Here is a 26,047-nt window from a genome sequence, read left to right as displayed (position 1 = left end):
AAAACGGCGGATCAGTGGATTTGAAACTGCTGCGCCGGGCTGGCAGGTTCGGCACCGGCCTCAGGAACGACCGCGCACAGTTGAGACAGCACGTTGCTGCGGAAGGGAATGACCTGCGTGCGGCCATCGATTGAAACAATCTGGTAGAACTGCGGCAGATTGAAGTTCACGAAGCTGGAACCATAGGTGAAACGGTCGTGCGATGACGAATAGAAACGGCTGACGTCGCGCACCAGGTCCTCTTTGCTGCCTTCGCAGTGGTGATAAACCTCGACCCGATTCGACTCATCCAGGATATAGATGTTGAAACCGTCGTCGTCCGCGGTGGTCTCGAAGAAGAACTGAATAATCCCTTCGCTGGCATAGCCGTCTACCACTGACGGCAGATGCACCTGCGAGGTATCAACCTTCACCGACAGGCCGTGCAGCTTGTTGTTCGAGATAGCGCCGTAAAACTCAATGGCGTTTTCCAGCTTTTGAACCGACACGCTCAGGCGCTCGAAGAACAGACCCCAGGTCTGCCCGGAGACTCTCACCGCCTTGAATCGGCCCGGCTCGAGGCGTTTGCTCGAAAGACGCAGCTCAATGCATTCGGAAACCAGCTGCTGGATACGCGTGCGGATGAGGCCACGCAGGTGCTGGCTATAGCAGAAGACTTCAACGGCCTCCGGCGGCGCGGCATCCTGGTGCATCTTACCGAGAATGGTTTTTAGCGCCTCGAGCACCGCCTGCTCACTGTTGAAGTGCAGCGTACGCACTTCGTTCCACGAGTTGCGATACAACAGGTCGATGCTGCCGACCAGGCACTGCTGTTTCTCACCGAAGCTGAAGACGTCAAGTTTGCGGAAGTCAAAATGCACCACCTGATTGCGGAACGCTGCCGTCGGGTCATGCTCGAGATTGACGATAATTGACAGGTGGCGAATTTCGCACGGGCTATACAGGGCCTTCGGCGTCGGCGCAGGCAAACGAATCGGGAAATGGTGCGACACGTCGGCCACCAGTTCGCGCAGTTTGGAAATATCGCACAGGTTGCCGCTCTTGATGTGCAGCCGCGTCGTCGGGGTCAGCAACCCGTTAAAGTAAGCCCACGCGACCAGCTTGCTGAGATAGCGGTTATATTCCAGCGGCTGATGGCTGATAATTGAGTCCATCGACGGCGACTGGTTATACAGATACCAGCCGGTGCGATTAGCGCGACCAATAGGCACGTGAATAAAGGTTAAGTCAGCCTCGGAGAGATCCGGGGAAATCTGCGGATTAACCAACGTCACTTTCCCCGGCAACGCTTCAAACGCCGCGTACAGCTTGCGGGTCAGCACGCCGATGTCCTGCGGGCTGGCGCTCACGCTCAGGTTATTGCGGCGCGCGAAACGAATCAGGTTACGGTAGCTCTGCATCATCGCATCGAGCAGCTCGTTGTGTGCCTCCCGCACGCGCTCAATCTTCCAGTTAGCGCGATTATCGAGAATCGCCAGACGCTCTTCGCTCCAGCCCCACTCGCTCACCAGCTGGGTGAGAATTTCACGACGCCAGCCAACCGAGGCACGCGGGCGGGACAGCTTCTCGTTGACCTTGAGATAGAAGCAGCGACGCACCAGGTCAAGGCGCGTAAAGTCTTCAACCTGAGTCAGATAGCGGGTCACGCGTTCGAGCATCATGCAGTAAGCATCGAGGCCGAAGCAGACAATTTCTCCCTGATGCAGGCGCTGTTTGATGTCCATTGCCAGCAGCTGGGTATTGGGATATTCCCAAGAATAGGCCTCGAGCAGCAGCGTTTTCAGCACCGCCTTATAAGGCGAGTCGATGCTTTTATACAGCTGCCACAGGCTGGCACCAAAATACTCTTCGGCAGACAGCGTGCTCAGGCCACCGAGGTCGAGCCATTCGTTCGGCGTCAACGCGCCCTGAGAATAGAGGGAAAGGACATACTCGTCGTAATGCGCTTCTTCTTCGCCAGGCACCATATTCCACAGAATACGCTTGCCTGCAAGACGAACCGCAGTACGGTAAAATTCATCAAGCAGCAGGATGTGTTGGGTTGAACCGCAGTCCTCACCGCTCAAACTGCCGCTTTCATTATGGCGAAAACGGTTTTCATCAATCAGGAAGAAGCTGACTTCAACGCCCAGCGAGGCGGCCCATTTCTCAAGCAGGCTGCACTTTTGCTGCAGGCGGTTGCGCTCTTCGTTATCGAGCCAGGATTGATGACAGACCCAGATATCGAGGTCCGAGGTTTGGCTCTGGCCTATCGATGAGGTACTGCCCATAGAATAGACGCCGGTTATCGGCAGTTCGCCTTTAACGACCGGTTCAAACGGGCTGCCCCATTTCTCTTCGAGAGAGTTAATATAGGTAGTTTGGGTTTCGTCAGGCGTGAAAATACAGACACCATGGGGCACTTTACCTTCAAGGTAGCCCGGCATCAGCGGATGATGATGATGTAAGAGGACGGGCAACAGACTATAGACCTGCTGAAAAGCGGGGCCCTGAGCCACTACGGCGCGGTCAACGCGTAGCTGATTTATTGCATCCAATCTCTGCTTTAATGTCTCGATGTAGAGGTACAAGACTTTTCGCCTGATTTTCCAGTGTCTAGAAACAACCCCGTATCCAAATCCGCCATTAGTTTTATAAACTTTAATTTAAAATAAGTATTTGACGGATTATTGCTGGAAACGTGATCAATTTAACACCTTGCTGTTTGACCGTAAAGGAAGTAAAGCACCACAATGACTGTTGCGCCTCTATACATTTTACTTCCTGAACTGCCATGTCACAAATTTCCCTGTTTACCCGTTCTAACTCCCTTGCCCATGGCATCCATCGCTGACACCTTCCCGCAGTCGGTGGTAGGATGGTCCGCAATATAGAAAAACGGTAAAAATCATGGTAGACAAAATCATCCGAATTGCCACACGTCAGAGTCCTTTAGCGCTGTGGCAGGCACATTATGTTCAAAGTCAGCTCAAGGCATTTCACCCTGATTTGCAGGTTGAATTAGTGCCTATGGTGACCAAAGGCGACATTATTCTCGATACTCCGTTGGCGAAAGTGGGCGGTAAAGGCCTGTTCGTTAAAGAATTAGAGTTGGCCATGCTCGAGGGCCGCGCCGACATCGCCGTGCATTCAATGAAAGACGTGCCGGTAGAGTTTCCGGAAGGTCTCGGCCTGGTGACCATTTGCGAACGCGAAGACCCACGCGACGCCTTTGTTTCTAACCAGTTTGCCAGCCTCGCTGACCTGCCAGCGGGCAGCATCGTGGGCACTTCAAGCCTGCGACGCCAATGTCAGTTGCGCCAACAGCGTCCTGACCTGCAAATCCGCGACCTGCGCGGCAATGTGGGTACCCGTCTTTCCAAACTCGATAACGGTGATTACCACGCCATTATTCTGGCCGTCGCCGGGTTGAAACGTTTAGGCCTGGAGTCTCGCATCACGGCGGCACTGTCGGCGGAAGAGTGCCTGCCTGCCGTAGGACAAGGCGCGGTGGGGATTGAATGTCGTCTTGACGACGTGCGCACCCGCGAACTGCTTGCTCCGCTGGCACACAGCGAAACCACGCTGCGCGTTATCGCCGAACGCGCGATGAACACCCGACTTGAGGGCGGCTGTCAGGTGCCTATCGGCAGCTACGCCGAACTGGAAGGCGATACGCTTTGGCTGCGTGCGCTGGTTGGCGCGCCGGACGGAAGCCAGATGGTTCGCGGCGAACGTCGCGGTCCCGCCTTTGAAGCAGAAAGCATGGGCATTAGCCTGGCCGAAGAACTGCTGAACGGCGGCGCGCGTGAAATCCTGCAGGAAGTCTACCAGGGCAACGCACCGAAATGACTATCCTGGTGACCCGCCCCTCTCCTTCAGGAGAACAGCTTGTCGCCCGGCTGCGCCAGCTGGGCAGGGTTGCCTATCACTCGCCGTTGATAGAGTTTGCACCGGGAAGCGAGCTTACCGCGCTGCCCGGCATGCTCGCCTCACTGGTGCCGCAGGACCTTATTTTTGTCCTTTCTCAGCACGCGGTGAACTACGCCGACCGCGCAGTGCGTCAACATGCGCAACACTGGCCTGATTTTGTAAGCTATTATGCTATTGGAAGAACAACCGGTTTGCTGATGCATCGCGCCACCAGCCTGCCTATTGTCTATCCGCAAGACGGTGAAACCAGCGAAACGCTGCTCCAGCTACCCGCCCTTCAGTCCCTCAAAGGCCGCAATGCCCTGATACTGCGCGGCAACGGCGGTCGCGAACTGCTGGCCGACACGCTGAAAGAGCGCGGCGTAAACATTACCTACTGTGAATGTTATCGACGCAGCCCGCTTCACTATGACGGCAGTGAGCAAAGCTCCAGCTGGCAGCGTGCAGGGGTGAATACTCTGGTCGTCACCAGCGGAGAAATGTTACAACAGTTATATACGTTAGTTCCTGATTACTATCGAACTACCTGGCTTTTAAGCTGTACATTGATAGTGGTAAGTGAACGTTTGGCGACCCTTGCCCGCCAACTTGGCTGGCAATCTATTAGGGTTGCAGAGAACGCAGATAATGATGCGCTGATCCGTGCATTAAAATAACCTGACTAAGGGATGTGCCCAGATGACGGAACAAAAAAATCCTTCCGCAAAGGTTGATGAAACTTATACTGCGGTTGAGAGCCCCCAACAGCCAGATACCGCTTCTCGTGAAACCGTACAAAAGGAAAGACGTACGGGTCCTGTACTGGGTGCGATCGCCATTGTGTTGGTGATTGCGCTGGGTGCAGGCATTTATTATCACGGACACCAACAGGCCCAGGCGGAAGCTTCCGCCAATGAAGCGTTGCAGGCCCAGCTTGCCGAGCTTAAAAATAGCCAGCAGCAGGACAAACAACAGATCGACTCGCTGCTCGACCAGCAGGGTAAATCCTTGCAGGAAGCCTCAAACCAGCAGGCCTCCTTCGGCCGTCAGCTGAACATACTGCAGGATAAAGTCGCCAGTATTTCAGGCAGCGACGCCAAAACCTGGATGCTTTCTCAGGCCGACTTCCTGGTCAAACTGGCGGGAAGAAAACTGTGGAGCGATCAGGATGTCACCACCGCTGCTGCGCTGCTGAAAAGCGCCGATGCCAGCCTGGCCGACATGAATGACCCAAGCCTGATTGACGTGCGCAAGGCCATTAATGAAGACATCGGCAGCCTGTCTGTGGTTACGCAGGTTGACTTCGATGGCATCATCCTGAAGGTTAATCAGCTTTCAAATCAGGTCGATAACCTGCGTCTGGCGGATAACGACACCGACGATTCACCGATGGACAGCGACAGCGGTGAGCTTTCAGGCTCCCTGACCGAATGGCGTCAGAACCTGAGCAAGAGCTGGCACAACTTCATGTCCGACTTCATCACCATTCGTCGTCGCGACACCAGCGCCGAGCCGCTGCTGGCACCGAATCAGGACATCTATCTGCGTGAGAATATCCGCTCTCGTCTGCTGATTGCCGCACAGGCGGTACCGCGCCACCAGAATGAAATCTACAAACAGTCGCTGGAAACGGTGGAGACCTGGGTTCGCGCCTATTTCGATACCACTGATCCAACCACCAAGGCGTTCCTTGCCGATCTGGACAATCTGAGCCAACAGTCTGTTTCCATGGACGTTCCAGACCAGCTGAAAAGCCAGCCGATGCTGGAAAAACTGATGCAGACGCGCGTGCGTAATCTGCTTCAACAGCCGGCCGCCACGACCAAACAGGGGGAATAACGCATGCTACGTGTTCTCATACTGTTTCTGATCGTTATCGCCGGGATTGTCGTTGGCCCAATGTTGGCCGGTCATCAGGGTTATGTGTTGATCCAGACCGACAACTACAACGTTGAAACCAGCGTCACCGGCCTGGTGATTATGGCGATTCTGCTCTTTGTGGTGCTGTTCTTCATTGAATGGGTACTGCGCCGCGTGTTCCACACTGGCGCGCGTACACGCGGCTGGTTTGTCGGCCGTAAACGTTCAAAGGCGCGCAGACAGACGCAGCGCGCGATGATCAAACTGGCGGAGGGCGACCATCGTCAGATGGAAAAACTGCTCGCCAGTCATGCCGATCACGCCGAACAGCCCATGGTTAATTACCTGCTGGCTGCCGAGGCCGCCTCGCAGCGCGGTGACGAGGTGCGCACCAATCAGTATCTCGAACGTGCGGCGGAAATTGCCGATACCGACCAACTGCCGGTCGATATCACCCGCGTGCGTATTCAGTTGGCACAGGGCGAAATCCACGCGGCGCGCCATGGCGTTGACCGCCTGATAGGTCTGTCGCCTCGCCATCCAGAGATCCTGAGACTGGCGGAACAGGCGTATATGCGCACCGGTGCCTATGCGTCGGTACTGGAAATTCTGCCGTCGATGGCAAAAGCTAATATCTATGACGACGAGCAGCTCCAGCAGGTTCAGGAAAAAGCCTACCTCGGCATGATGAATCAGCTGATGTCGGAAGAAGGCAGCGAAGGTCTGAAGCGCTGGTGGAAAAATCAGAGCCGTAAAACTCGCCATGAGCCCGCGCTGCAAGTGGCGATGGCGGCCCATCTGATTAAGTGCAACGATCACGACTTGGCTCAGGAAGTGATCCTCGACGGCCTGAAGCGTCAGTATGACGATCGTTTGGTCGCGATGATGCCTAAACTGCGCTCCGGGAATCCTGAGCAGCTCGAGAAATTCCTGCGTCAGGCCATCAAGCAAAACGGTTCAACGCCGCTGCTCAACAGCACGCTCGGCCAGATTTTGTTGAAGCACGGTGAGTGGTTGCAGGCCAGCGAGGCCTTCCGGGAAGCGCTGTCTCAGCGCCCTGACGCCTATGACTTTGCCTGGCTGGCCGATGCTCTCGACAAGCTGCACAAACCGGCAGAAGCCGCCGAGATGCGCCATCAGGGCCTGATGCTGACAATTAATAATTCTCAGCAATAATAGTCAGTTAAACAGATTTTACTCTCAACGGCTCGCCTCAGGCGGGCCGTTTTTTTTGGCTATCGTCAGACGGCAGGCAAAAAAAAAACACTTGCCGGAGAGACAAGTGTCAAAACAATCAGGTCTTAGACAACAGGGGTAGTGTCACACTCAACGTTTTGCCTGCTGGTTGATAACCCAGAGGTTATCGGTCAGATAGACAAGAGACACTGTAATTTGGCTCTGCATCATTCCCAGGTATATGAAGCTACGCAATCATAAGAGGGTGGAATGAGCATCTACGGGGTGATTATTGCATATGGCGTGCCAGTTTTTAAGAAACCCACAAAGAATTGAAAAATAAAAATTAACTACATGATTTAATAAATTAATAATTTATCTTTTTTTTCAGCGCCTAAAAATACTCTGCGGATTACCCCGTTAACGGCCGCAGCCTCTGCGGAGACTGTCGCCTGGAAACGACAGTCTCGATCTGCAATCCCTATATCATTTTAAAACAATGAGATGGATGTCTCCCTCCGGCGACAGGGTAAACCCTGCGCCGGAGAGATAACCGATTACCTGCTCTAAAATAGAGTAAAATTCACTTATAAAACAATGCGTTATTGGCATGTGTCGCCAAATGGTTACAACGCGTTGATCTGCTGGAGAATTTCCTGCTTAACCGCTTGCCTTTTCGCCTCATCTTTTGCCAATTCGGGCTTGAGCTTCAGCGACGCGTCGAGTTTCTCACCCAGCGTCGGACTCCCCTGGATCCAAGCATTGGTCTCATCGTCACCTATCACGCCAGCCACAATGGTCGCCGCTTTTTCATAGGTCTGGACGTCAATCCACGGCGTGGCAAACGAGAACGCCGGGGTGGCAGAAATGACCCTCAGCGGAGCCTCAGCGCGAATATCTCGCGACGAACTGCCAACGCGCAGCGTGAAGTGCCCCGGCTCCAGCACCCAGGCATTCATGTCGGCATCAAAGTACGAGAAAGCCCGCTTGTCGAGCCTGAAAGTGACGCGCTTCTCCTCTCCTGCCGCCAGACTCACCTTCTCAAAGGCTTTAAGCTCCTGCAACGGCCTGTCGAGGCGCGAGGCATCATCATGTACGTAAAGCTGCACCACCTCTTTAGCCGCCACCGAGGACGTATTTTTTAGGGTAATGCTGACGTCGACTGCGTCCTGCTTATCAATATTGAAGGGTGAATTCTGCGGGGTAAGTTGCCCGTAATGGACGGTAGAATACGACAGACCATAACCAAACGGGTACATTGGTGCGATGCGGCGCGTATCATAATAGCGATAACCGACGTAGATGCCCTCCCCGTAGTTAACGGTTTTGGCGTTGCCCGGATAATTTCCGTAGCTCGGCGAATCCTCGAGACGTTTAGGGAACGTGAGCGGCAGTTTGCCAGAAGGATTGACCTTGCCGGTGAGGATATCGGCCACTGCGTTACCCGCCTGTTCGCCCGGCTGCCAGGTCAGCAGAATTGCATCAACCTTGTCCTCCCAGGAGGCTATCTCAATCGGTGAACCCACGTTGAGCAGGACCACTACCTTTTTATTCTGCTGGTGAAACGCCGTCGCCACATTGTCTATCATCGCGATTTCGTCGGCGTGCATCGCCATTGAATAGCGGTCGGCCCCCTCGGTGGAGCTGCGACCAATCGAGACGATCGCAACGTCGCTTTGCTGCGCGGCGTGGGCAATGGCGTCATTTTTGGCGTTCTCGTCCAGCGCCTGTTTACCGTCATCAATAAGCGTCAGTCCCGCATTTTTCAGCCCCTGCGGCAGCGTTACCCGGCGATTAGGGGCAATGTTAACCTCGGCGCTACCGCCACCCACGACGTAAAAATTCTCAACGTTGTGACCAAAAGCAGCCACCTTCAAGTTGGACTTAATGGGCAGCGTGTTCGCTTCATTTTTTAACAATACCATCGACTCAGCGGCGGCCTCGCGTGCCAGCGCCGCATGGTCGGCCATCTCCGGCTGGGCTGCGGCGGAAGGATTTTTAAAGCGCTGTGTCTTAATGACCACGTTGAGGATGTTGCGAATATTCTCGTCTATCTGGTTTTGGCTAATCTCACCCGACTTCAGCGCCGCAAGCACCACGTCTTTCGGGTCGGTATTGCGGCGCAGGAAAGGGGTGTCCTTTTTGGACAAGCCGCCCGGCATATTGAGATCGTTACCGGCCAGCAGCGCACGCACCGGATCGGTCACGCCATACCAGTCCGACATGACAAAACCGTTAAACTTCCACTGCTTGCGCAGAACCTCTTTCAATAACCACGGGTTTTGCGACGACGGCGTTCCGTTGATGGAAGGATACGAGCTCATCACCGCCCAAGGCTGAGCGTTTTCCATTGCGTATTCAAAGCCAGGGAAATAAATCTCGCGCAGCGCGCGCTCCGAGATAATTTCATTTACCGTCTGGCGGCGCGTTTCCTGATTGTTGGCGGCAAAGTGTTTGAGCACCGCACCGACCCCCTCTGCCTGCATACCCTTGATATAGCCTGCGGTTATCATCGCGTTGAGCAACGGATCTTCGGAGAAATATTCGAAGTTGCGGCCATTGAGTGGATTACGCTGGATATTAATCGCCGGACCGAGCATGAGATCGACGCCATAGGCGCGTGCTTCATCGCCTATCGCGCCGCCCACGCGCTGAATGAGTGCCGGATCCCAAGTCGCGGCCATCGCCACGGAAACCGGGAAGCCAGTAGCAAAGCGCTTTTCACCGCCGGTTGGGCCTGCGCCCAGTCTGACGCCAATCGGCCCGTCGGCAAAAACAATCTGTGGAATACCCAGCCTGGGTATGGCAAAGGTCGAACCTGCGGCACCCGCGACGTGGGTCGCGTTATTCATACCGGTGCCGGAAACCAGCGCAGCCTTTTCTTCCGGCGTCATGGCTGAGATAACGGCGGTGATAGATTCCGCATCTTTGAGCTGAGGCGCGGCCCAAGCGGGCGCAGAAAGCAGAGTACAGGCCGTAAACAGGCCGATTTTAGTTATTTTCATAGTATTCCCTTTGGCGGCGCATCGCTTTTTTCGGACACGCATGATTCCGTTCAAATGAACTGTGCTTGTTAGCCAAAGAGTTATAACGTTTTTGGGTGGGGGTGTTTTGTGATCTGTACCGCAGGGTAAGGAATCAAAACGGGGAATAACGGAAAACAAAAAGCCCTGCATTTCTGCAGGGCTTTTTGTTTGAATTGGTCGGCGAGAGAGGATTCGAACCTCCGACCCACTGGTCCCAAACCAGTTGCGCTACCAAGCTGCGCTACTCGCCGATGTACTGCTTTCTTTTACAACCTGTCTTCCGTCACGTGCAGAGTTTAAACGCTTTCGTGTGGTGCGAAGAGAGGGACTTGAACCCTCACGTCCGTAAGAACACTAACACCTGAAGCTAGCGCGTCTACCAATTCCGCCACCTTCGCACTGTCACAAAAACTGTTTACTCTTTACTACTCACACTCACTTCATTAAGAAGAAGTGGGGTGGCTAATGGGACTCGAACCCACGACAACTGGAATCACAATCCAGGGCTCTACCAACTGAGCTATAGCCACCATCGTATCTTTACTTCACGTCCGAAACTAACACCGCAACTCTTTGCGCAAAACCAACCGAGGTCAATGGTGCGCCCGACAGGATTCGAACCTGAGACCTCTGCCTCCGGAGGGCAGCGCTCTATCCAGCTGAGCTACGGGCGCTTAGCGCCGTTGCGGGTGGGGATACTACGGCTTAACCGTCATGCTGTCTAGTGCTTTTTTTTGAAAAAGTTTCGTTTGATTACGAATTGTCCATTACGCACTAAAAGTAAGCATTTCAGGGTCCCCACCCGTACTTTTCACCCTTTAAGACCCTTAATGACTACGGCGATTCATCCCCAGCGCGAGATAAATAAGTGACACAGCGGCAATAAAAATCCCGCCAACAAGCAAAGAAACGCGCGTATCCGGGTTAATTGCCATGCCCACCAGCACACAAAACAGGAATGCCAGCGTCAGATAGTTGGTATAAGGGAACATAATCGACTTGAACGGGTGATTCTTCAGCGCGGCGCGATGCGCCTCACGGAAACGCAGCTGGCTTACCAGCACCACAAACCACGGCACCATGCCCGGCAGCACGCTTGCGCTGTAGACATAAACAAAAACCTGCTCAGGGTTAGGGATAAGGTAGTTCAGGCACGAGCCTACAAGCAGGCACAGAATCGTTACCGCAATACCGTACACCGGCACACCGCTGGCCGACACTTTTGACAAGAATGCAGGCAGCTGACGATTTTGCGACAGCGCGTAGAGCATACGTCCACAGCTGTACATGCCGCTGTTACAGCCCGAGAGCGCAGCGGTCAGCACCACAAAGTTGATAATACCGGCGGCGGCAGTGATGCCCACTTTGGCGAAGGTCAACACGAACGGGCTGCCGTGGGTGCCCATCTCATTCCATGGGAAGATAGTAATGATGACGAAAATCGCACCGACGTAGAAAATCAGGATACGCCAAAGAATATTATTGATAGCACGCTTCAGCGTAACCTGCGGATTCTTGGCTTCACCGGCGGTAATCCCGACCAGCTCGACGCCCTGATAAGACGCGACGACGATACAAAGTGCAAACAGGAAGCCCTTCCAGCCCCCGGCAAAGAAGCCGCCGTGCACGGTCAGGTTATCAAAGCCAATAGCCTGCCCATGATTTCCGAAACCGAAGAAGATCACCGCCAGACCCACAACAATCATCACAATGATGGTAGTTATCTTAATCAGCGCAAACCAGAATTCCATCTCGCCATACAGCTTTACTGCGGCCAGGTTGGCTGCGGCGACAATGGCGACGGCCGCCAGCGCCGGTATCCACTGGGGCAATTCCGGGAACCAGTATTGGGCATAGACGCCGATGGCGGTGATTTCCGATATCCCCACCGCTATCCACATGAACCAATAGCTCCATGCGGTCAGATAGCCGAAATAAGGTCCCAGATACTTATGGGCATAAACGGCAAAGGATCCCGCCACCGGTTCGAGATGCAGCATCTCGCCCATTGAACGCATGATGAAAAACACAAAAACGCCGGCCAGAATATACGCCAGCAAAACGGAGGGCCCCGCCCATTTGAGCGTACTTGCCGCCCCCATGAATAGTCCGACCCCGATAGTTCCGCCCAAAGCTATCAACTCAATGTGGCGCGCCTCCAACCCTCGGTGGAGCCCCTTTTTCTCTTCGCTACTCGCCATAAGTCCTCTGATTCTCAATATGTTGTGTTTGTTCTTTTTTCCGGGTTTGCCGGAATATTATTGTTGTTTCCCAAGGTCAGGGCAGATAAAACGGCGGTATGGTTCCGTATTTTGCAGTCAGTTGCAAACGGGAATAGACAAAATAGCGGAGCAGTTCGAAATTTCGGCGGGAGGGCAAAGGCAAATTGTGATGGCCCAAACGAAATCGCGGGCCATCAGGGCGTGACTTACAGGCGGCGGGTGATGAAATAAAACAAATATTTAAGCAGCCTGAGCTGACGCGGCAGGCGGCTCGGCTGCTTGAGCAGGCGATACAACCATTCCAGTCCGAGTTTCTGCCAGGCCTTCGGCGCACGTTTCACCGCGCCGATAAATACGTCGTAGGTCCCCCCGACGCCCATATAGAGCGCATCGGGATACACTATACGGCAGTCGCGCATCAGGATTTCCTGCCGCGGCGACCCCATGGCCACCGTCACCACCTTCGCGCCGCTGGATTTAACACGGGCAAACAGCGCGTCGCGATCGGCGGGGGTGAAAAAACCGTTCTGGCTGCCAACAATATTCACGTTCCAGCGCGTGCGCAGTTTGTCTGCGGTTTTTGCTAAAACGTCTTCGCGGCCACCGATCAGAAAGACCGGCGTACCCAGTCTTCCGGCGCGCTCCATCACCGCCTCCCACAGGTCTGCCCCCGCGACGCGCTCAACCTGCGCCTCGGGATATTTGCGGCGAATGGACTTAACGATGCTGATGCCGTCGGCATATTTATAGTCTGCCTCTTTGATGAGCGCGCGCAGCTGGGCGTCGCGCTCGGCGGTCAGCACTTTTTCGGCGTTGATGGCAACCAGCGTGCCGACCTTAACCCCCTCTTCGGAGAGCAGGTAATCGCCAAACTGGTCCATGTTGCGAAATCCCCACAGATCGATGCCACGAATGCTGTAGCGGGGAATAGAGAGCGGAGCAGAAGTCGAATCCATCATTATCCTTTATCGCGCAGGTACGGCTCAGCCACCGCGACGGGGTCAACGTGGGTGAAACGCCGCGTGCGCACTTTTATCAATCCGGCCACGTCAAACAGCCAGTACAACAGCTTGGCGGCAATCAGGCACAGGCCAAACACCAAGGCAAAAAAGATCACCCGCGAGAAGAACGAGTCCACACCTTCGCGCGCCAGCACGATCATATTGAATACCGCACCAAAACAGAAGCTCTGCAGGATGGCGGCCTTATAAGGATTGGCGGCGTTTTTGCCGAGAGCGTAAAGCCAGTCAAACCATTTGATAATCAGCCCTACCGCCACCGCACCGAGTGGGATAAAGCTCGCGCCGCCCATCACTACCAAGGAGCCTATCAGCGTCGGAGAAATCGCCAGCCCGGAATGGTTTTTCAACACGTCCCAGGTGAAATAGTTGGCGGTATTCATGACCGCTGAGGGCCTGCCCGGCCACAGCCAACTCGGGATGAAAACGTAGAAGTCGCGGATAATCGGCATCAGCCCCTGGAAATGAATCTTGTCGTAGTTTTGCAGCAGCAGCGCAAGATTCTCCCACGGCGAGAAGGTATCGCGGGTCAGATAGAGGAAGGTATAAAACGCTTCCGGACCGCTGACGTCGAGGTTGTAACGCTTCAACGCCAACCAGAACATGCCGACCACCGACATAATACCGGCCAGCAGCAGCATCCACAGCGTTATCCAGCCGCGAATAATGCCGATGAATAAGAACAGAGCCAGCGCGATGATGATATTGGCACGCGTGCCGCCCACTACCAAGTAGGTCAACAAACCAAAGGCAAAGGTAGTCACCAGGAATAACAGCCAGTTACGGCTGTTCTGCTTAAGAAAATAGACCACCAGCATCGCGGGAATAAAGAAGTAGAAGAAGCGCTTGAGCGCGACGCCCGATACGTTGCTCGAGAAGATCTGGCTGTAAGACGTCAGCTTGAACAACAGGAAACCGTTGTGGGCGAAGAAGATGCCTAGCGTGACGATGGCGACCAGCGCCATGATTATCCAGGTGAGATGCGCCTCGACGCGGTTGATGCCAAACACCTCGCGGCCCGGACCCGCACGCGCCTTGCGCAGCCGCGTCTTGTACACCACATAGTAGAGCGCATAGAAGCAGGTCGCAGACAGCATCGCCTGCAGCAGATACGCCACCGGCACCACCTCGGTATCAAACTGGAACACCAGCAGGCAGGTGAGCGGAAAACCAAAGTAGAAGGTCAGCAGATAAAGCACGGAAAAGAACAGATTAAAGCTGAACCGAACCCGGCGGAACTCGAGATAGGTCAGCGTCAGAATAAACAACAGGGATAAAGCATAGACGACGCTCAGGCCGCCCAACTGCGCCAGCGTCATGATGCCACTCCTGTGGCTATTTCCAGTGCCTGCACCCAGCCCTCGATATAGTTGGGGCTAAAAAATTGAATCTTCTGGCGATCGGTGGCCAGCAGTTGACGGCGCGCCTCGGCCAGAGTGGCGGCGTCGAGCGGATCGCCATAAAACAGCACCGGCAGATTTTCACTCGCCATGTCGCGCCAAAACGGATTCTTGCGGCTCAGCACGAAGGGCACACCGAACTGGATGAGCAGGCAAAGCGTGCCGATCCCCTGCTGCCTTTCAAAAATAAAATAGCCCAGCGAGCAATCTTTGAGCATTTGCAGGTAGTCATCAAAGGCCATCGATTCGGTGAGCAACTCGACGTTTTCCGCCGGGAAAAGCGCGAGCGCCTCACGGCGTACCTGCTCAATATACGGCTGATTATTTGCCGGATACCCCATTGGAATCACCACCTTGATACCCGCTCCCCACGCTTTATGCAGCGCGTGAAGCGCCTCGATGTGCAGGTTGCTTGGGTCACCGGAATTGCCGACCAGTACGCGAGGCATGCCTTCAGGAGGCGGCGCATCGGCGGCCAACGTCAACGAGGGGTCCATGCGGGTCGGAAAATAGAGCAGCGATGACGCGACGCGCGGATGACGATGGCGGTAATAGGCTAAATCGCCGCGAGTAGCAAAAACGTGGCCAACGCGGCCCTGTGCCAGGCGGCGCAGCAAATAAAACATTCTAAACTTTAAGCTGCCCGAGGTTTCATAGAGGTCGGCACCCCAAACGTGCCACAACACCTGACGCGCCTTGATTTTTCCGCTCAGCAGGGCGAGCCAAATGCCGGGATTAAACTGGCCGTGGAAAAAGAAGCGGCAGTTTCTGTCGGCCTGCGCTCTGGCTATCACCGCCTGCGCCAATGACTTCTTGTCGCTCAGCGTCTGAATATCAAGGTGTTCAAAAACCGGCAGCAAGGCAGGGTCACGGCTTACCACCATGAAGTTTCGCACACTTTCGCGCGGCACACGGGGAACCAGCACGTCGTTAAAGAAGTGCAGCAGGGTCGAATTATGGTGCGGGATATCAGATCCCAAAACGTGAATCAGCGTTGTCATGCTCGTCTACGATAGATAACAAAAAAGGTACAACACAGCGCAAAATAGAGAATGTAGGTCGCCATATAAGCCTGCGCGGCACCCAGTGCGCCATGTATTGGGATCAGCCAATGGGAAAACAGCGTCAGTAGTAAAAACTGACTAACCTCTGTGAGCAGATAAAAGCGCAGCGATGCCTTGGCAATCACCAGATACCCGAAGATATAGGCGCTGACTTTTAATACGTCCCCCACCAGCTGCCAGGCGAAGAGGTCGCGCATCGCGCTGAACTGATGTGAGAACAGCAGCCAGATAGCAAAATCACGCAGCAGCCAGACGGTAAAGCTGGCCGCGGCCACCACCGGCATCACAAACTTCAGCGCCTTGATGATTTCTTTGGCTATCTCTTCTTTATCAGTCAGTCTCGCCAGCGTCGGCAAAAGATAGACGCTAAATGAGGCAGTGATGAACTGCAGGTAGGCATCTGAAATACTGCTCACGCCCTGCCAAATCCCCACCGCCTGCCATCCATCGCGTTCCGCCAGCAGGTTACGCATCATGACATAGGCGACCGGCAGCGTGACCGAAGTCATCAACGCCATCAGGGTAAACTTGCCGAAATGACGCGCCAGCTCGCGGTCCCAGCTCGGTGTTAAAAAGTTAAGCGCAAACGTGCGGCGGCGCAACAGCATCGCGGCAGCGGGCAACACCACCAGCGCCGGAACCAGCGCGAAACCCATCAGCGCCCCGCGATATCCGCCCACTGTGAAACAAATCCAGTAGGCCAGCAGGCCAATAAGGCTACCGGCGATGACCGTCAGCGCGTTACCCTGCGCGTCACGATAGCCCTTTAAAATAGCCTGAAACAGGTTGGCATAGGCAATGCCCATCTGGATTAACGCCACCGCCCGCACCACCGACTGGTATTCGCCGTGGCCGAACAGCGCCACGCTTATTGGCTCGGCGGCGAACAGAAACACCAGCGCCAGCAGGGTCGAGAAACTGAGAATCAGGGTCGAAGCAGTCCCCAGCACCGCTTTCAGCCTGTCGGGATGCTGATGATTTTCAGCAACATACTTGGTGACGCCGTTGAATATCCCGGCCCCGGAGAGTACGCCTAATACGGTAATCAGCTGACGAAAGTTCCCCGCTTGTCCCACGCCGCTCGGCCCAAAGGCGACGGCAAGCAGTTTGATGACCACCAGACCGGCACCGATTTTAATCAGCGTCGAACCGGCGGTCCAAATAGAGGCTTTAGCGAGAGACATATCAGGCGAAGAAGCTCAGCAGGGTAGAAATCACCGTTTTTTGCATCACATTGCTCATATTGTAAAACAGCGGCAGACGAACCAGTTTGGCGCTTTCCTCGGTGGTGAAGACGTCTTCACCGTGGAAATACCCGAACTTTTCTCCTGCCGTCGAGGAGTGCAGAGGGATGTAGTGGAAAACGGTGAGGATCTCCGCCTCTTTCATATAGGCGATAAAGGCGTCACGTTGTTCCGTATCCTTGAGCTTGATGTAGAACATATGCGCGTTGTGGGCACAGTGCGGCGCTAGCGTCGGCAACACCAGCTGGCCACTGTCCTGCAACGGTTTCAACGCCCGATAATAGTGTTTCCACAGCTCGAGGCGATGCTTGTTAATCTCCTGCGCCACCTCAAGCTGTGCCCACAGATAGGCGGCCTGCAAATCTGCCATCAGATAGCTGGAACCGATGTCGCGCCAGGTATATTTATCGACCTGTCCACGGAAGAACTGGCTACGGTTGGTGCCTTTCTCACGAATTATCTCGGCTCGTTCCACCAGCTCAGGACTGTTAATCAGGGTCGCGCCCCCTTCGCCCCCGGCGGTGTAGTTTTTTGTCTCATGGAAGCTGAAACAACCAATATGGCCGAGGGTGCCAAGCGCGCGGCCTTTATAGGTCGACATCACGCCCTGCGCCGCATCTTCGACGACGAAAAGACCGTGTTTCTCGGCCAGCGCCATGATGGTGTCCATCTCGCAGGCCACGCCGGCATAGTGTACGGGCACAATGGCCCGCGTTTTGTCGGTAATGGCCGCCTCAATCAGCGTCTCATCGATGTTCATGGTGTCAGGGCGGATATCGACGAACACGATGCGTGCACCGCGCAGCACAAAGGCGTTGGCGGTCGAGACAAAAGTATAGCTAGGCATGATAACTTCGTCGCCGGGCTTGATGTCCAACAGGATAGCGGCCATCTCCAGAGAGGCGGTGCAGGATGGCGTCAGTAACACCTTCCTGCTGCGGAAGTTTTTCTCGAACCACTGCTGGCAGCGACGAGTGAAACCGCCGTCGCCGCAGAGTTTGCCACTGCCCATCGCGGCCTGCATGTAGTCCAGCTCGGTACCGACGATAGGCGGCGAGTTAAATGGGATCATAAAATTACCTGTACAACCAATAGGCTGAATGAGAAAGAACACCGCCGCTGGCGCGATAGAGGTTTAATGCGGCAATATTTCCCGTTTGAGTGGCGACCCTGAGCTGCGTTACACCCTGCGCCAGACACCAGTGTTTAGCGGCGTGCATTAAACGCTTACCGATACCTCGACCGGTCACCTGCGGCTGCACGGCCAGCAGGCCTATCCGCGCCACGCCGGGTTCGAGAGTCCTTAGCGTGACGAAACCCAGCAGCTGGCCGTCATCGGCGAGCAGCGTCAGGCAGTGGGTATCAAAGGTACCTAGAATGGCTTTTTCGGCCCACAGGGCATAGAACCGTCCCGAGTCATCGGGCTCATACCAGGGCGCGCGAAAGCGGCTCAGCTGAAACGCACCGGCGGCCAGCTGGCTCACCCGCAGGATATCTGCCTCGCTGGCAACCTGATATTCACAGGGAAACGCTTCACCGTCGAGAAGGTTGAGCGAGAAATCGATCTCCCCTTCAACCATACGAAATCCCAGGCGATAAAGCGTCTCGAGAATATCACTTTCGTCTGCCGGGACCTTGACCTGAACCAGTGGATAAGCGCTTAGCGCCTCGCGCGTCAGCTTCTCCCCCGCCGAATCCAGCGTCAGTTTAGCGCTCGGCCTGAAGAAAAAATCACTTTCCCACTGCAAATAGTCAAGTCGTCCGCGGATATGATTATCGTTCATTTGGAACCTCATGCCATCGGCCAGAGTTCACCATTACACGTTTCGCTTAAGGCTGGCTTAACGCCATACGCCTTTGGTATCGACTATCCAGTCTTGCTTGATCTGCTGGCCGGGGATGAGCTTAAACACCGCATGGTCGACCAGCATCACCAGCACGTCGGCCTGTTGCAGCGCGAACTCTAACGACTGGAGCTTAACCTTGTTCTCAAGCGCTGGCGGCAGATGGGGCACGTTCGGCTCCACCACCCAGGTTTCTCCTGCATGCCAGTCGGCAATCAGCTCGGCGACATGAACCGCAGGGCTTTCACGCAGGTCGTCGATGTTCGGTTTAAACGCCAGCCCGAAGCAGGCAATCTTCACCTCGGCGGCACGCAGACCGGTTGAGGCGAGACAGTCGGCGACCGCTGCTTTCACCTTGTCGACCACCCAGAAAGGCTTAGCATCGTTGACCACGCGGGCGGTATGAATAAGCCGCGCAAGAGAAGGATGCTGAGAAACGATAAACCACGGATCGACAGCGATACAGTGCCCACCCACGCCGGGACCGGGTTGCAGAATGTTGACCCGCGGATGACGGTTCGCCAGACGGATAAGCTCCCAGACGTTGATGCCCTGCACGTCACAAATCAGCGAAAGCTCATTGGCAAACGCGATGTTCACGTCGCGGAAACTGTTTTCGGTCAGCTTGCACATCTCGGCGGTGCGGCTATTAGTGACCACGCATTCGCCCAACAGAAAGATATTATAGAGCTCGCTGGCACGCGCCGAACACTCGCGGGTCATACCGCCAATCACGCGGTCATTTTTAATGAGCTCAACCATGACCTTGCCCGGCAGCACCCGCTCTGGGCAGTAGGCAATATTCACATCGGGCGCGGCCGCGTCTTGCTGCGGAAAACACAGGTCAGGGCGCAGCGCGGCGAGCCAGTCCGCCATTTGCTCGGTTGCTCCGACCGGTGAGGTCGACTCGAGAATAATCAGGTCGCCCTTCTTGAGCACTGGCGCAAGTGCATTGACCGCCTGCTCGACGTAATCCAGATCCGGCTGATGCCCGTCCTTGAACGGCGTCGGCACGGCAATCAGGAAGGCGTCAGCGGGCCGTGGGGCGGTCACTGCCTCGAGAAAGCCCTCGTCTACCGCCTTTTTCACCAGCTCTTCAAGCTCTGGCTCGACAATATGTACGCCGCCGCGGTTGATGATGTCGACCGCACGCTGATTGATATCGACACCAATGACCTTTTTTTGCCGCGAGGCGAAGGCGGCGGCCGTCGGCAGCCCGATATAGCCCAGCCCGATGACAGAGATGGTTTCAAAGGCTCGGTGTTTATTCACACTCGGAAAGGTTGTTAGAGTCATGGTAATTCTCGAGTTTTCTTGAGTGCCGCCAAAATTTGGTCACAGGCGCTGCCGTCACCATAAGGATTATGCGCCCGACTCATGCGTTGATAGGCATCGGCGTCGTTCAGCAGGTTGGACACTTCGCTGACGATACTCGCGGTGTGCGTTCCGACCAGTTTAACGGTGCCTGCTTCGATGGCCTCGGGCCTCTCGGTTGTCTCACGCATCACTAATACCGGCTTGCCCAACGACGGCGCCTCTTCCTGAATGCCCCCCGAATCGGTAAGGATCAGATAGGCGCTGTCCATCAGATAAACGAACGGCAGATAGTCCTGCGGCTCAATCAAGATGACGTTATCGATACCCTGCAGGATGCGATTAACCGGCTCGCGAACCTGCGGGTTAAGGTGCACCGGATAGAGTATTTGCGCATCGGCATGCTGTCTGGCTATCTCGGCCAATGCGCTACAAATACGCTCAAAACCGTCACCGAAGCTCTCGCGTCGATGACCAGTGACCAGAATCAGTTTCTTTTGCGGGCTAATAAAATCGTAGCGCCTTGCGACATCCGCCCTGAGTTCGGGAGACTGATTGAGCAGATTACGCACCCACAGCAGCGCATCAATCACCGTGTTGCCGGTCACAATAATATCCTGTGCGTCGATCCCTTCGCGCATGAGATTGCTACGCGACAGCGCGGTCGGCGCAAAATGCCACTTGGCCAGATGGCCGGTCAACCGACGGTTACCCTCTTCCGGCCACGGAGAAAGCATGTCTCCGGTGCGCAAACCCGCCTCAACGTGACCGATCGGGATCTGCTGATAAAACGCGGCAAGACTGGCAGTCAGCGCGGTTGTGGTATCGCCGTGAACCAGAACGACGTCCGGTTTAAAATCCTCAAGCACCGGCTTGAGCCCCAGCAGAATGCGGCTGGTGATTTCGGTCAGGTCCTGACCCGGTTTCATGATATCGAGATCGTAATCCGGCTTGATGGAGAAAAGACCTAACACCTGATCCAGCATCTGACGATGCTGGGCAGTCACACAAACTTTAGAATCAAAGGCATAATCCTGAGCCAAAGCATGTACCAGGGGTGCCATTTTTATTGCTTCCGGCCTGGTACCGAAAATCGTTAATACTTTCACAGAGGCACTCTCTTTTGATAGGCGCAGCGCTTTCCTGCGGAGCGGGCGCGTCAAAGACGCCCGATTATTCATCGCTATCTTTTTTTATTTTTTATTCTGCTGTTTTTACGCGACGGCGGACCAGCGCCACACCGGCACCGATAAATCCCCCCACAACTCCCCACATGATTGCCAGGAATACGCGGCGCGGGCTGTCGCGTTTTACCGGCTCTTCCGGCGTGCGCAGGTAGCGGTATGTCTGGAATTTGGCGTTCAATACGGGCCCAACATTAAGCGTAGCCAACATCGCTTTATTCTGATCGTAATCGATATCAAAACTCGGGCCTGAGGCCTGCAGCAGCTTTAACTTCGCCTGTAGCATCGGCGTACCCAACAGGAACATCTCGGAGTCCGGCAGGCGGTCCGGCGTGGCGTCGGTCATGCTGTGGTCGATATTCTGCTGCTCGGCAATCTTCAACGCTTGCTGGGTGTTGTTCAGTTCGCGGTTATAAATGGCGGTCGCTACCTCTTCCTGACGTTTAACCTGCGCCTTCATCGACTGCGTGCGTGCGGCCCAGGCACCTTCGATTTCGTCATACAGATGCTGGGCAGCGCGTGCGCTGGCGAAGCTGACGTACTGACGCAACAGCTTGTTGGCGTCGGCGGCGGTCTCAGCGGTCAGTTTTACGCTGTCGTTAGGCATCTTCTTCTCGTCGCGCGCGGTGAACTGAATCGCACCGATCAGTTTGTCGAGCAGCACGGCATCGGCTCCGCTTTCGCCGGTCTTGCGTTGAATGTAGTAAGGGTTTTGCAGCCAGAAATCCCGGCGGGTATCGTAGGCGGCCAGCTGCATCACGAATTCACCGTAGGCGTCATCGGAAATCGAGGCCTGATCGCCCGCCGGGGTAAAGGTGTTTTTGGCATCGAGATTGCGCAGGAACTGCTCCTGCGAGAAGTATGACGCCAGATTGTTAACAGTAGGCTTGTCAGTGACGGCGGTGGTGCTCCACTCCTGCTTCATCAGCAGTGAAACCAGTACCGCGACGAGGGCAAACCCGAGCGCCAGACCGATAATCCACAGTTTTCCCTGCCACAGCGCACGGCACAGCCCGCGAATATCCAGTTCATTATCAACGGCGAGTTCGTTCCCTGTAGACATCGTCTCTGACTTCATCATTCCCACCAAATTTTGATTAATTAATTGTGTTGCCATCAGACGGAGTCAGACGCGGCGTGTGATCCCTGGTGACGGTATAGCAGACGGTAAGGCGACGCTATTGTGCGGAGTGACGACGCAGCCTTCTTTTGACACGTTTGAGCAACCGCGCCACGCGCCACGCACGTTTAATACAATAGCCATAGAGCATGAATGCGACAAAAAATAGCCCAAGCATTAACCATTCGGGGAAGTGAAGTCGCTCACCGGCCACGCCGATAGCGGCCAGCACGGCAGCGGCCAAGGTGATCAGTACAAAAGCCTGACGCGAGGAGAATCCCGCCCGCATAATCAGATGGTGGATGTGCTGACGGTCCGCCGAGAAGGGACTCATTCCCTTGCGCAGACGGCGATACATGATGGCAATCATGTCCATCAGTGGAATGGCGATGAGCCATAGCGCGGTCACGGGGGTCATCGGCGGATGCGCGAAGCTGCGCGTGCTCTGGGTGCATTGCAGCAGGATCCAGATCACGGTAAAGCCGATAAGCGTACTGCCCGCATCGCCCATAAATACCTTGTAACGACGGCCAAAAACACCGAGGTTCAGCAGCACATAAGGAATGATGGCGGCAATCATCGTGAAGCACCACAGCGCCAACGAGTCGTAGCCTTTGGACAGCATCACGATGCCCATTGAGCCGAAGGTCACGCACGACAGCCCGCCCAGCAGACCGTCTATACCGTCAACCATGTTGAAAGCGTTGATGGCAGCCCATACGGCAAACAGGGTAACCAGATAGCCAAACGGGCCGAGGAACATCTGCCAGGGACCGATAATGCGCCCCAGGTCATGCAGCACCATATCACCGTAAATCATCATGATGACGGCAACGAGTGCCTGAATGCAGGCGCGGATTTTTACGCTGATGTCGTATTTGTCATCCAGCGCACCCACCAATACCAATAATCCCGCGCAGGCGAGATAAAGCAACTTATGGGGGATCTGAATGTTAGTAATGAAAAAGGTAAAACAGACCACTGCATAGACAGAGATACCGCCAACCAGGGGGATAAGTCCTTGATGGCGTTTGCGGTAGTCAGGTTTATCAACTAATCCAATCTTTTTGGCCACTTTGCGCGCCAAAAATAAAAAGACAAATGAAAACAAGAAAACAATGACGAGCTCAGTACTCATAGTGAGTAAATTCACAGTTAAAACGTCTCTGCATTAATGGTAAATCTGCGCAAGCTATCTGGCAGCCTGGTCTTGAATTTGGCAGTAGTCATTACCACCTCGCGGTTTTGCGTTCATATCCTATGTGGCTTTCGGATTTTATTACGTTTTGTGCGTCGTCCGAAGGATCCTTCCTGTCCGCTTTTATACAGCGACAAATTAATGAATGATGCCCGTTGAGGCTATCCGGTGTTATCTGATTCTAGGGTGCATAAGGCGCAGTGCGCCGTGCATTACTACACATCGTAGCGACCAAACGTAAAAAACGCCACGTCTTCACGCAGCGTTTTAATATTTTTACGTTATACCCATTTCACTTGCAGCGGCAAGTTGGCGGGCAGAGTAAAATTATGAACGTTTCATCATATCGAAGAATTCATCGTTGGTTTTGGTCATGGCCAACTTGTTGATGAGGAATTCCATTGCGTCGATTTCACCCATTGGATGGATAATTTTACGCAGGATCCACATCTTCTGCAGTTCTTCAGAAGTGGTGAGAAGCTCTTCTTTACGGGTACCGGAGCGGTTGTAATCGATAGCCGGGAATACACGTTTCTCGGCGATTTTACGCGCGAGGTGCAGTTCCATGTTACCTGTACCTTTGAACTCTTCGTAGATGACTTCATCCATTTTCGAACCGGTATCAACCAGCGCGGTCGCGATGATAGTCAGGCTGCCGCCCTCTTCCACGTTACGTGCTGCACCGAAGAAGCGTTTTGGACGATGCAGGGCGTTGGCGTCAACACCACCGGTCAGGACTTTACCTGATGCAGGAACCACGGTGTTGTAAGCACGCGCCAGACGGGTAATTGAGTCCAGCAGGATGATAACGTCTTTCTTGTGCTCAACCAGACGCTTGGCCTTCTCGATAACCATTTCGGCTACCTGAACGTGGCGAGATGCAGGTTCGTCGAAGGTAGAAGCAACTACTTCACCTTTAACCAGACGCTGCATCTCGGTCACTTCTTCCGGACGTTCGTCAATCAGCAGTACCATCAGTACGCAGTCTGGGTGGTTGTAGGCAATGCTTTGCGCAATGTTCTGCAGCAGCATGGTTTTACCGGCTTTAGGCGGTGCCACAATCAGACCACGCTGGCCACGGCCAATTGGCGATGCCAGGTCGAGTACGCGTGCGGTCAAATCTTCGGTAGAACCGTTACCACGCTCCATGCGCAAACGTGAGTTGGCGTGCAGTGGGGTCAAGTTCTCGAACAGGATTTTGTTACGGGCATTTTCTGGTTTGTCGTAGTTAACTTCGTTAACTTTCAACAGGGCAAAATAGCGCTCGCCTTCTTTTGGCGGACGGATTTTACCGGAAATAGTGTCACCGGTACGGAGATTGAAGCGGCGGATTTGGCTGGGAGAAACGTAAATATCATCTGGACCGGCGAGGTAGGAGCTGTCTGCTGAGCGGAGGAAACCAAATCCGTCCTGCAGTATCTCCAGAACACCGTCACCGAAGATATCTTCTCCGCTTTTGGCATGCTGCTTCAGTATTGAAAAGATAATGTCTTGCTTACGCATGCGGGCCTGGTTTTCCAGTCCCATATTTTCGCCGAGTGTAATCAGGTCAGAAACCGGCGTATTCTTTAATTCGGTAAGATTCATAATGGTGGGTTCTTAAACTCGGGGTAGGTCTCGAAAATCTGTCGTGAATGGGGATGGCAAGGACGTCCATGCCAGCTTAAATTACTTTTAGGGTAGAGACTCTCAATTTGCAGCTTCTGATTAAAGGTCACGGGCGTGTTGACTCGCGAACTATTTCTTGAAAGAGGGCAGACTTAAATTGAAGGTGTCTCAAAGCCGATTTTTTTTAAACCGTAAGATTGTCAAAGCACATCGCCATTACACCTGTTTTTCAACAAGTCGTTTTCTACGCAAGCAGTTTTTATCAAAGCAACTTTAATAGGCAGATGTTTTCAACACAGAATAAAACGCTAGAATCAAACTACAGGTAAGCTTAAATATGCAGTAAGCGTAAACTTAGCACGCTTCTTTGCAGGCGTCTAGCGGTCAGTGTGAAAAACACACGTAGCCCGCCAAACGCCTGATTTAGGTCATTCAAATCTATTACAGATTGGCGTTCAGGAAATCTTTCAGCTGACCTTTAGACAGTGCGCCGACTTTAGTCGCAGCCACTTCGCCGCCTTTGAACAGCAGCAGGGTAGGAATGCCACGGATACCGTATTTTGGTGCGGTGCCCGGGTTTTCATCGATGTTCAGCTTGGCAATAGTCAGCTTGCCTTCGAACTCGGTGGCAATTTCGTCCAGGATCGGAGCAATCATCTTGCATGGACCACACCATTCTGCCCAGAAATCGACCAGCACCAGTCCTTCGGCTTTCAGTACGTCTTTGTCGAAACTGTCATCAGAAAGGTGAATAATTTTATCGCTCATGTTCTACTCCAAAGGATTTATCTTTACCTTGTTGATGTAGCATTAACCAACAGTAGGTTGACTCTATTTCACCATGTTTATTTCAACGGATATGCTTTCGTAAAGCAAT

General features: G+C 54.2%; 19 protein-coding genes and 4 tRNA genes. 4 read left to right on the top strand and 19 right to left on the bottom strand.

Annotated elements, in window-relative coordinates:
• Positions 1 to 11: 11 nt before the first annotated feature.
• Positions 12 to 2,570 (bottom strand): class I adenylate cyclase, encoded by a 2,559-nt coding sequence (locus BS640_RS10190; protein ID WP_084912509.1) that lies wholly within the window; start codon positions 2,568 to 2,570, stop codon positions 12 to 14.
• Between the two features lie 319 nt (positions 2,571 to 2,889).
• Between BS640_RS10190 and hemC the strand changes: the two genes are divergently transcribed.
• From hemC to hemY, 4 genes are read left to right on the top strand one after another with little or no spacing between them, the layout of a single operon-like run.
• Positions 2,890 to 3,831 (top strand): hydroxymethylbilane synthase, encoded by a 942-nt coding sequence (hemC, locus tag BS640_RS10185; RefSeq protein ID WP_017492340.1) that lies wholly within the window; start codon positions 2,890 to 2,892, stop codon positions 3,829 to 3,831.
• Complete coding sequence (gene hemD, locus BS640_RS10180) at positions 3,828 to 4,568, top strand: uroporphyrinogen-III synthase (protein ID WP_084912508.1); 741 nt, start codon at positions 3,828 to 3,830, stop codon at positions 4,566 to 4,568. Before hemC ends, hemD begins: the two co-directional genes overlap by 4 nt.
• A 22-nt stretch (positions 4,569 to 4,590) precedes the next feature.
• Positions 4,591 to 5,730 (top strand): uroporphyrinogen-III C-methyltransferase, encoded by a 1,140-nt coding sequence (gene hemX, locus BS640_RS10175; RefSeq protein WP_084912507.1) that lies wholly within the window; start codon positions 4,591 to 4,593, stop codon positions 5,728 to 5,730.
• Between the two features lie 3 nt (positions 5,731 to 5,733).
• The gene (gene hemY, locus BS640_RS10170) at positions 5,734 to 6,927 is read left to right on the top strand and encodes a protoheme IX biogenesis protein HemY (RefSeq protein WP_017494351.1); all 1,194 of its coding nucleotides are present in this window, start codon (positions 5,734 to 5,736) and stop codon (positions 6,925 to 6,927) included.
• A gap of 626 nt (positions 6,928 to 7,553) precedes the next feature.
• On the opposite strand, the gene BS640_RS10165 is transcribed toward hemY, so the two are convergent.
• The 18 genes from BS640_RS10165 to trxA form a co-directional block, all read right to left on the bottom strand.
• The gene (locus BS640_RS10165; RefSeq protein WP_084912506.1) at positions 7,554 to 9,932 is read right to left on the bottom strand and encodes a glycoside hydrolase family 3 C-terminal domain-containing protein; all 2,379 of its coding nucleotides are present in this window, start codon (positions 9,930 to 9,932) and stop codon (positions 7,554 to 7,556) included.
• A gap of 195 nt (positions 9,933 to 10,127) precedes the next feature.
• Positions 10,128 to 10,204 (bottom strand) — tRNA-Pro (locus BS640_RS10160).
• A gap of 60 nt (positions 10,205 to 10,264) precedes the next feature.
• Positions 10,265 to 10,351 (bottom strand) — tRNA-Leu (locus BS640_RS10155).
• Positions 10,352 to 10,407: 56 nt separating this feature from the next.
• A tRNA-His gene (locus BS640_RS10150) sits at positions 10,408 to 10,483 on the bottom strand.
• Positions 10,484 to 10,550: 67 nt separating this feature from the next.
• Positions 10,551 to 10,627, bottom strand: a tRNA-Arg gene (locus BS640_RS10145).
• 153 nt (positions 10,628 to 10,780) lie between these two features.
• Complete coding sequence (gene thrP / locus BS640_RS10140; protein ID WP_026110621.1) at positions 10,781 to 12,154, bottom strand: bifunctional threonine/serine APC transporter ThrP; 1,374 nt, start codon at positions 12,152 to 12,154, stop codon at positions 10,781 to 10,783.
• Between the two features lie 227 nt (positions 12,155 to 12,381).
• The gene (gene wecG / locus BS640_RS10135) at positions 12,382 to 13,131 is read right to left on the bottom strand and encodes a lipopolysaccharide N-acetylmannosaminouronosyltransferase (protein ID WP_017492519.1); all 750 of its coding nucleotides are present in this window, start codon (positions 13,129 to 13,131) and stop codon (positions 12,382 to 12,384) included.
• A gap of 2 nt (positions 13,132 to 13,133) precedes the next feature.
• Entirely contained in the window at positions 13,134 to 14,513 is a 1,380-nt protein-coding gene (gene wzyE, locus BS640_RS10130) for an ECA oligosaccharide polymerase (protein ID WP_084912505.1), read from the bottom strand.
• A complete protein-coding gene (locus tag BS640_RS10125) occupies positions 14,510 to 15,595 on the bottom strand; it encodes a TDP-N-acetylfucosamine:lipid II N-acetylfucosaminyltransferase (protein ID WP_084912504.1) in 1,086 nt (361 codons plus the stop codon). The genes wzyE and BS640_RS10125 overlap by 4 nt, the downstream gene beginning before the upstream one ends.
• The gene (wzxE, locus tag BS640_RS10120) at positions 15,592 to 16,842 is read right to left on the bottom strand and encodes a lipid III flippase WzxE (RefSeq protein WP_084912503.1); all 1,251 of its coding nucleotides are present in this window, start codon (positions 16,840 to 16,842) and stop codon (positions 15,592 to 15,594) included. The genes BS640_RS10125 and wzxE overlap by 4 nt, the downstream gene beginning before the upstream one ends.
• 1 nt (position 16,843) lies before the next feature.
• Positions 16,844 to 17,974, bottom strand: a complete 1,131-nt coding sequence (gene rffA, locus BS640_RS10115) for a dTDP-4-amino-4,6-dideoxygalactose transaminase (RefSeq protein WP_017492516.1) — start codon at positions 17,972 to 17,974, stop codon at positions 16,844 to 16,846.
• Between the two features lie 4 nt (positions 17,975 to 17,978).
• Positions 17,979 to 18,686: a dTDP-4-amino-4,6-dideoxy-D-galactose acyltransferase gene (gene rffC / locus BS640_RS10110; RefSeq protein WP_084912502.1), complete on the bottom strand. Its 708-nt coding sequence runs from the start codon at positions 18,684 to 18,686 to the stop codon at positions 17,979 to 17,981.
• A 57-nt stretch (positions 18,687 to 18,743) separates the two neighbouring features.
• Entirely contained in the window at positions 18,744 to 20,042 is a 1,299-nt protein-coding gene (gene wecC / locus BS640_RS10105) for a UDP-N-acetyl-D-mannosamine dehydrogenase (RefSeq protein WP_017492514.1), read from the bottom strand.
• On the bottom strand, positions 20,039 to 21,169 hold the full coding sequence (gene wecB, locus BS640_RS10100) for a non-hydrolyzing UDP-N-acetylglucosamine 2-epimerase (protein ID WP_084912526.1): 1,131 nt from the start codon (positions 21,167 to 21,169) through the stop codon (positions 20,039 to 20,041). The genes wecC and wecB overlap by 4 nt, the downstream gene beginning before the upstream one ends.
• Before the next feature lie 91 nt (positions 21,170 to 21,260).
• Positions 21,261 to 22,325: an ECA polysaccharide chain length modulation protein gene (gene wzzE, locus BS640_RS10095; RefSeq protein WP_084912525.1), complete on the bottom strand. Its 1,065-nt coding sequence runs from the start codon at positions 22,323 to 22,325 to the stop codon at positions 21,261 to 21,263.
• Positions 22,326 to 22,422: 97 nt separating this feature from the next.
• The gene (gene wecA, locus BS640_RS10090; RefSeq protein WP_026110617.1) at positions 22,423 to 23,517 is read right to left on the bottom strand and encodes a UDP-N-acetylglucosamine--undecaprenyl-phosphate N-acetylglucosaminephosphotransferase; all 1,095 of its coding nucleotides are present in this window, start codon (positions 23,515 to 23,517) and stop codon (positions 22,423 to 22,425) included.
• 372 nt (positions 23,518 to 23,889) lie between these two features.
• A complete protein-coding gene (rho, locus tag BS640_RS10085) occupies positions 23,890 to 25,149 on the bottom strand; it encodes a transcription termination factor Rho (RefSeq protein WP_017492510.1) in 1,260 nt (419 codons plus the stop codon).
• A 462-nt stretch (positions 25,150 to 25,611) separates the two neighbouring features.
• Positions 25,612 to 25,938 carry a thioredoxin TrxA gene (trxA, locus tag BS640_RS10080; protein ID WP_017492509.1) on the bottom strand — a complete coding sequence of 109 codons (327 nt, stop codon included), beginning with the start codon at positions 25,936 to 25,938 and terminating at the stop codon, positions 25,612 to 25,614.
• Between the last annotated feature and the right edge of the window lie 109 nt (positions 25,939 to 26,047).

Source organism: Rouxiella badensis (assembly GCF_002093665.1).
GTDB classification, from domain to species: Bacteria; Pseudomonadota; Gammaproteobacteria; order Enterobacterales; family Enterobacteriaceae; genus Rouxiella; species Rouxiella badensis.
This window is presented reverse-complemented; position numbering and strand designations above follow the sequence as displayed.

Excerpts from the sequence above, each read along its gene's own strand:
- hemC (WP_017492340.1), top strand. The coding sequence starts at position 2,890 with ATGGTAGACAAAATCATCCGAATTGCCACACGTCAGAGTCCTTTAGCG.
- hemD (WP_084912508.1), top strand. The coding sequence starts at position 3,828 with ATGACTATCCTGGTGACCCGCCCCTCTCCTTCAGGAGAACAGCTTGTC.
- hemX (WP_084912507.1), top strand. The coding sequence starts at position 4,591 with ATGACGGAACAAAAAAATCCTTCCGCAAAGGTTGATGAAACTTATACT.
- hemY (WP_017494351.1), top strand. The coding sequence starts at position 5,734 with ATGCTACGTGTTCTCATACTGTTTCTGATCGTTATCGCCGGGATTGTC.
- BS640_RS10165 (WP_084912506.1), bottom strand. The coding sequence starts at position 9,932 with ATGAAAATAACTAAAATCGGCCTGTTTACGGCCTGTACTCTGCTTTCT.
- thrP (WP_026110621.1), bottom strand. The coding sequence starts at position 12,154 with ATGGCGAGTAGCGAAGAGAAAAAGGGGCTCCACCGAGGGTTGGAGGCG.
- wecG (WP_017492519.1), bottom strand. The coding sequence starts at position 13,131 with ATGGATTCGACTTCTGCTCCGCTCTCTATTCCCCGCTACAGCATTCGT.
- wzyE (WP_084912505.1), bottom strand. The coding sequence starts at position 14,513 with ATGACGCTGGCGCAGTTGGGCGGCCTGAGCGTCGTCTATGCTTTATCC.
- BS640_RS10125 (WP_084912504.1), bottom strand. The coding sequence starts at position 15,595 with ATGACAACGCTGATTCACGTTTTGGGATCTGATATCCCGCACCATAAT.
- wzxE (WP_084912503.1), bottom strand. The coding sequence starts at position 16,842 with ATGTCTCTCGCTAAAGCCTCTATTTGGACCGCCGGTTCGACGCTGATT.
- rffA (WP_017492516.1), bottom strand. The coding sequence starts at position 17,974 with ATGATCCCATTTAACTCGCCGCCTATCGTCGGTACCGAGCTGGACTAC.
- rffC (WP_084912502.1), bottom strand. The coding sequence starts at position 18,686 with ATGAACGATAATCATATCCGCGGACGACTTGACTATTTGCAGTGGGAA.
- wecC (WP_017492514.1), bottom strand. The coding sequence starts at position 20,042 with ATGACTCTAACAACCTTTCCGAGTGTGAATAAACACCGAGCCTTTGAA.
- wzzE (WP_084912525.1), bottom strand. The coding sequence starts at position 22,325 with ATGATGAAGTCAGAGACGATGTCTACAGGGAACGAACTCGCCGTTGAT.
- rho (WP_017492510.1), bottom strand. The coding sequence starts at position 25,149 with ATGAATCTTACCGAATTAAAGAATACGCCGGTTTCTGACCTGATTACA.
- trxA (WP_017492509.1), bottom strand. The coding sequence starts at position 25,938 with ATGAGCGATAAAATTATTCACCTTTCTGATGACAGTTTCGACAAAGAC.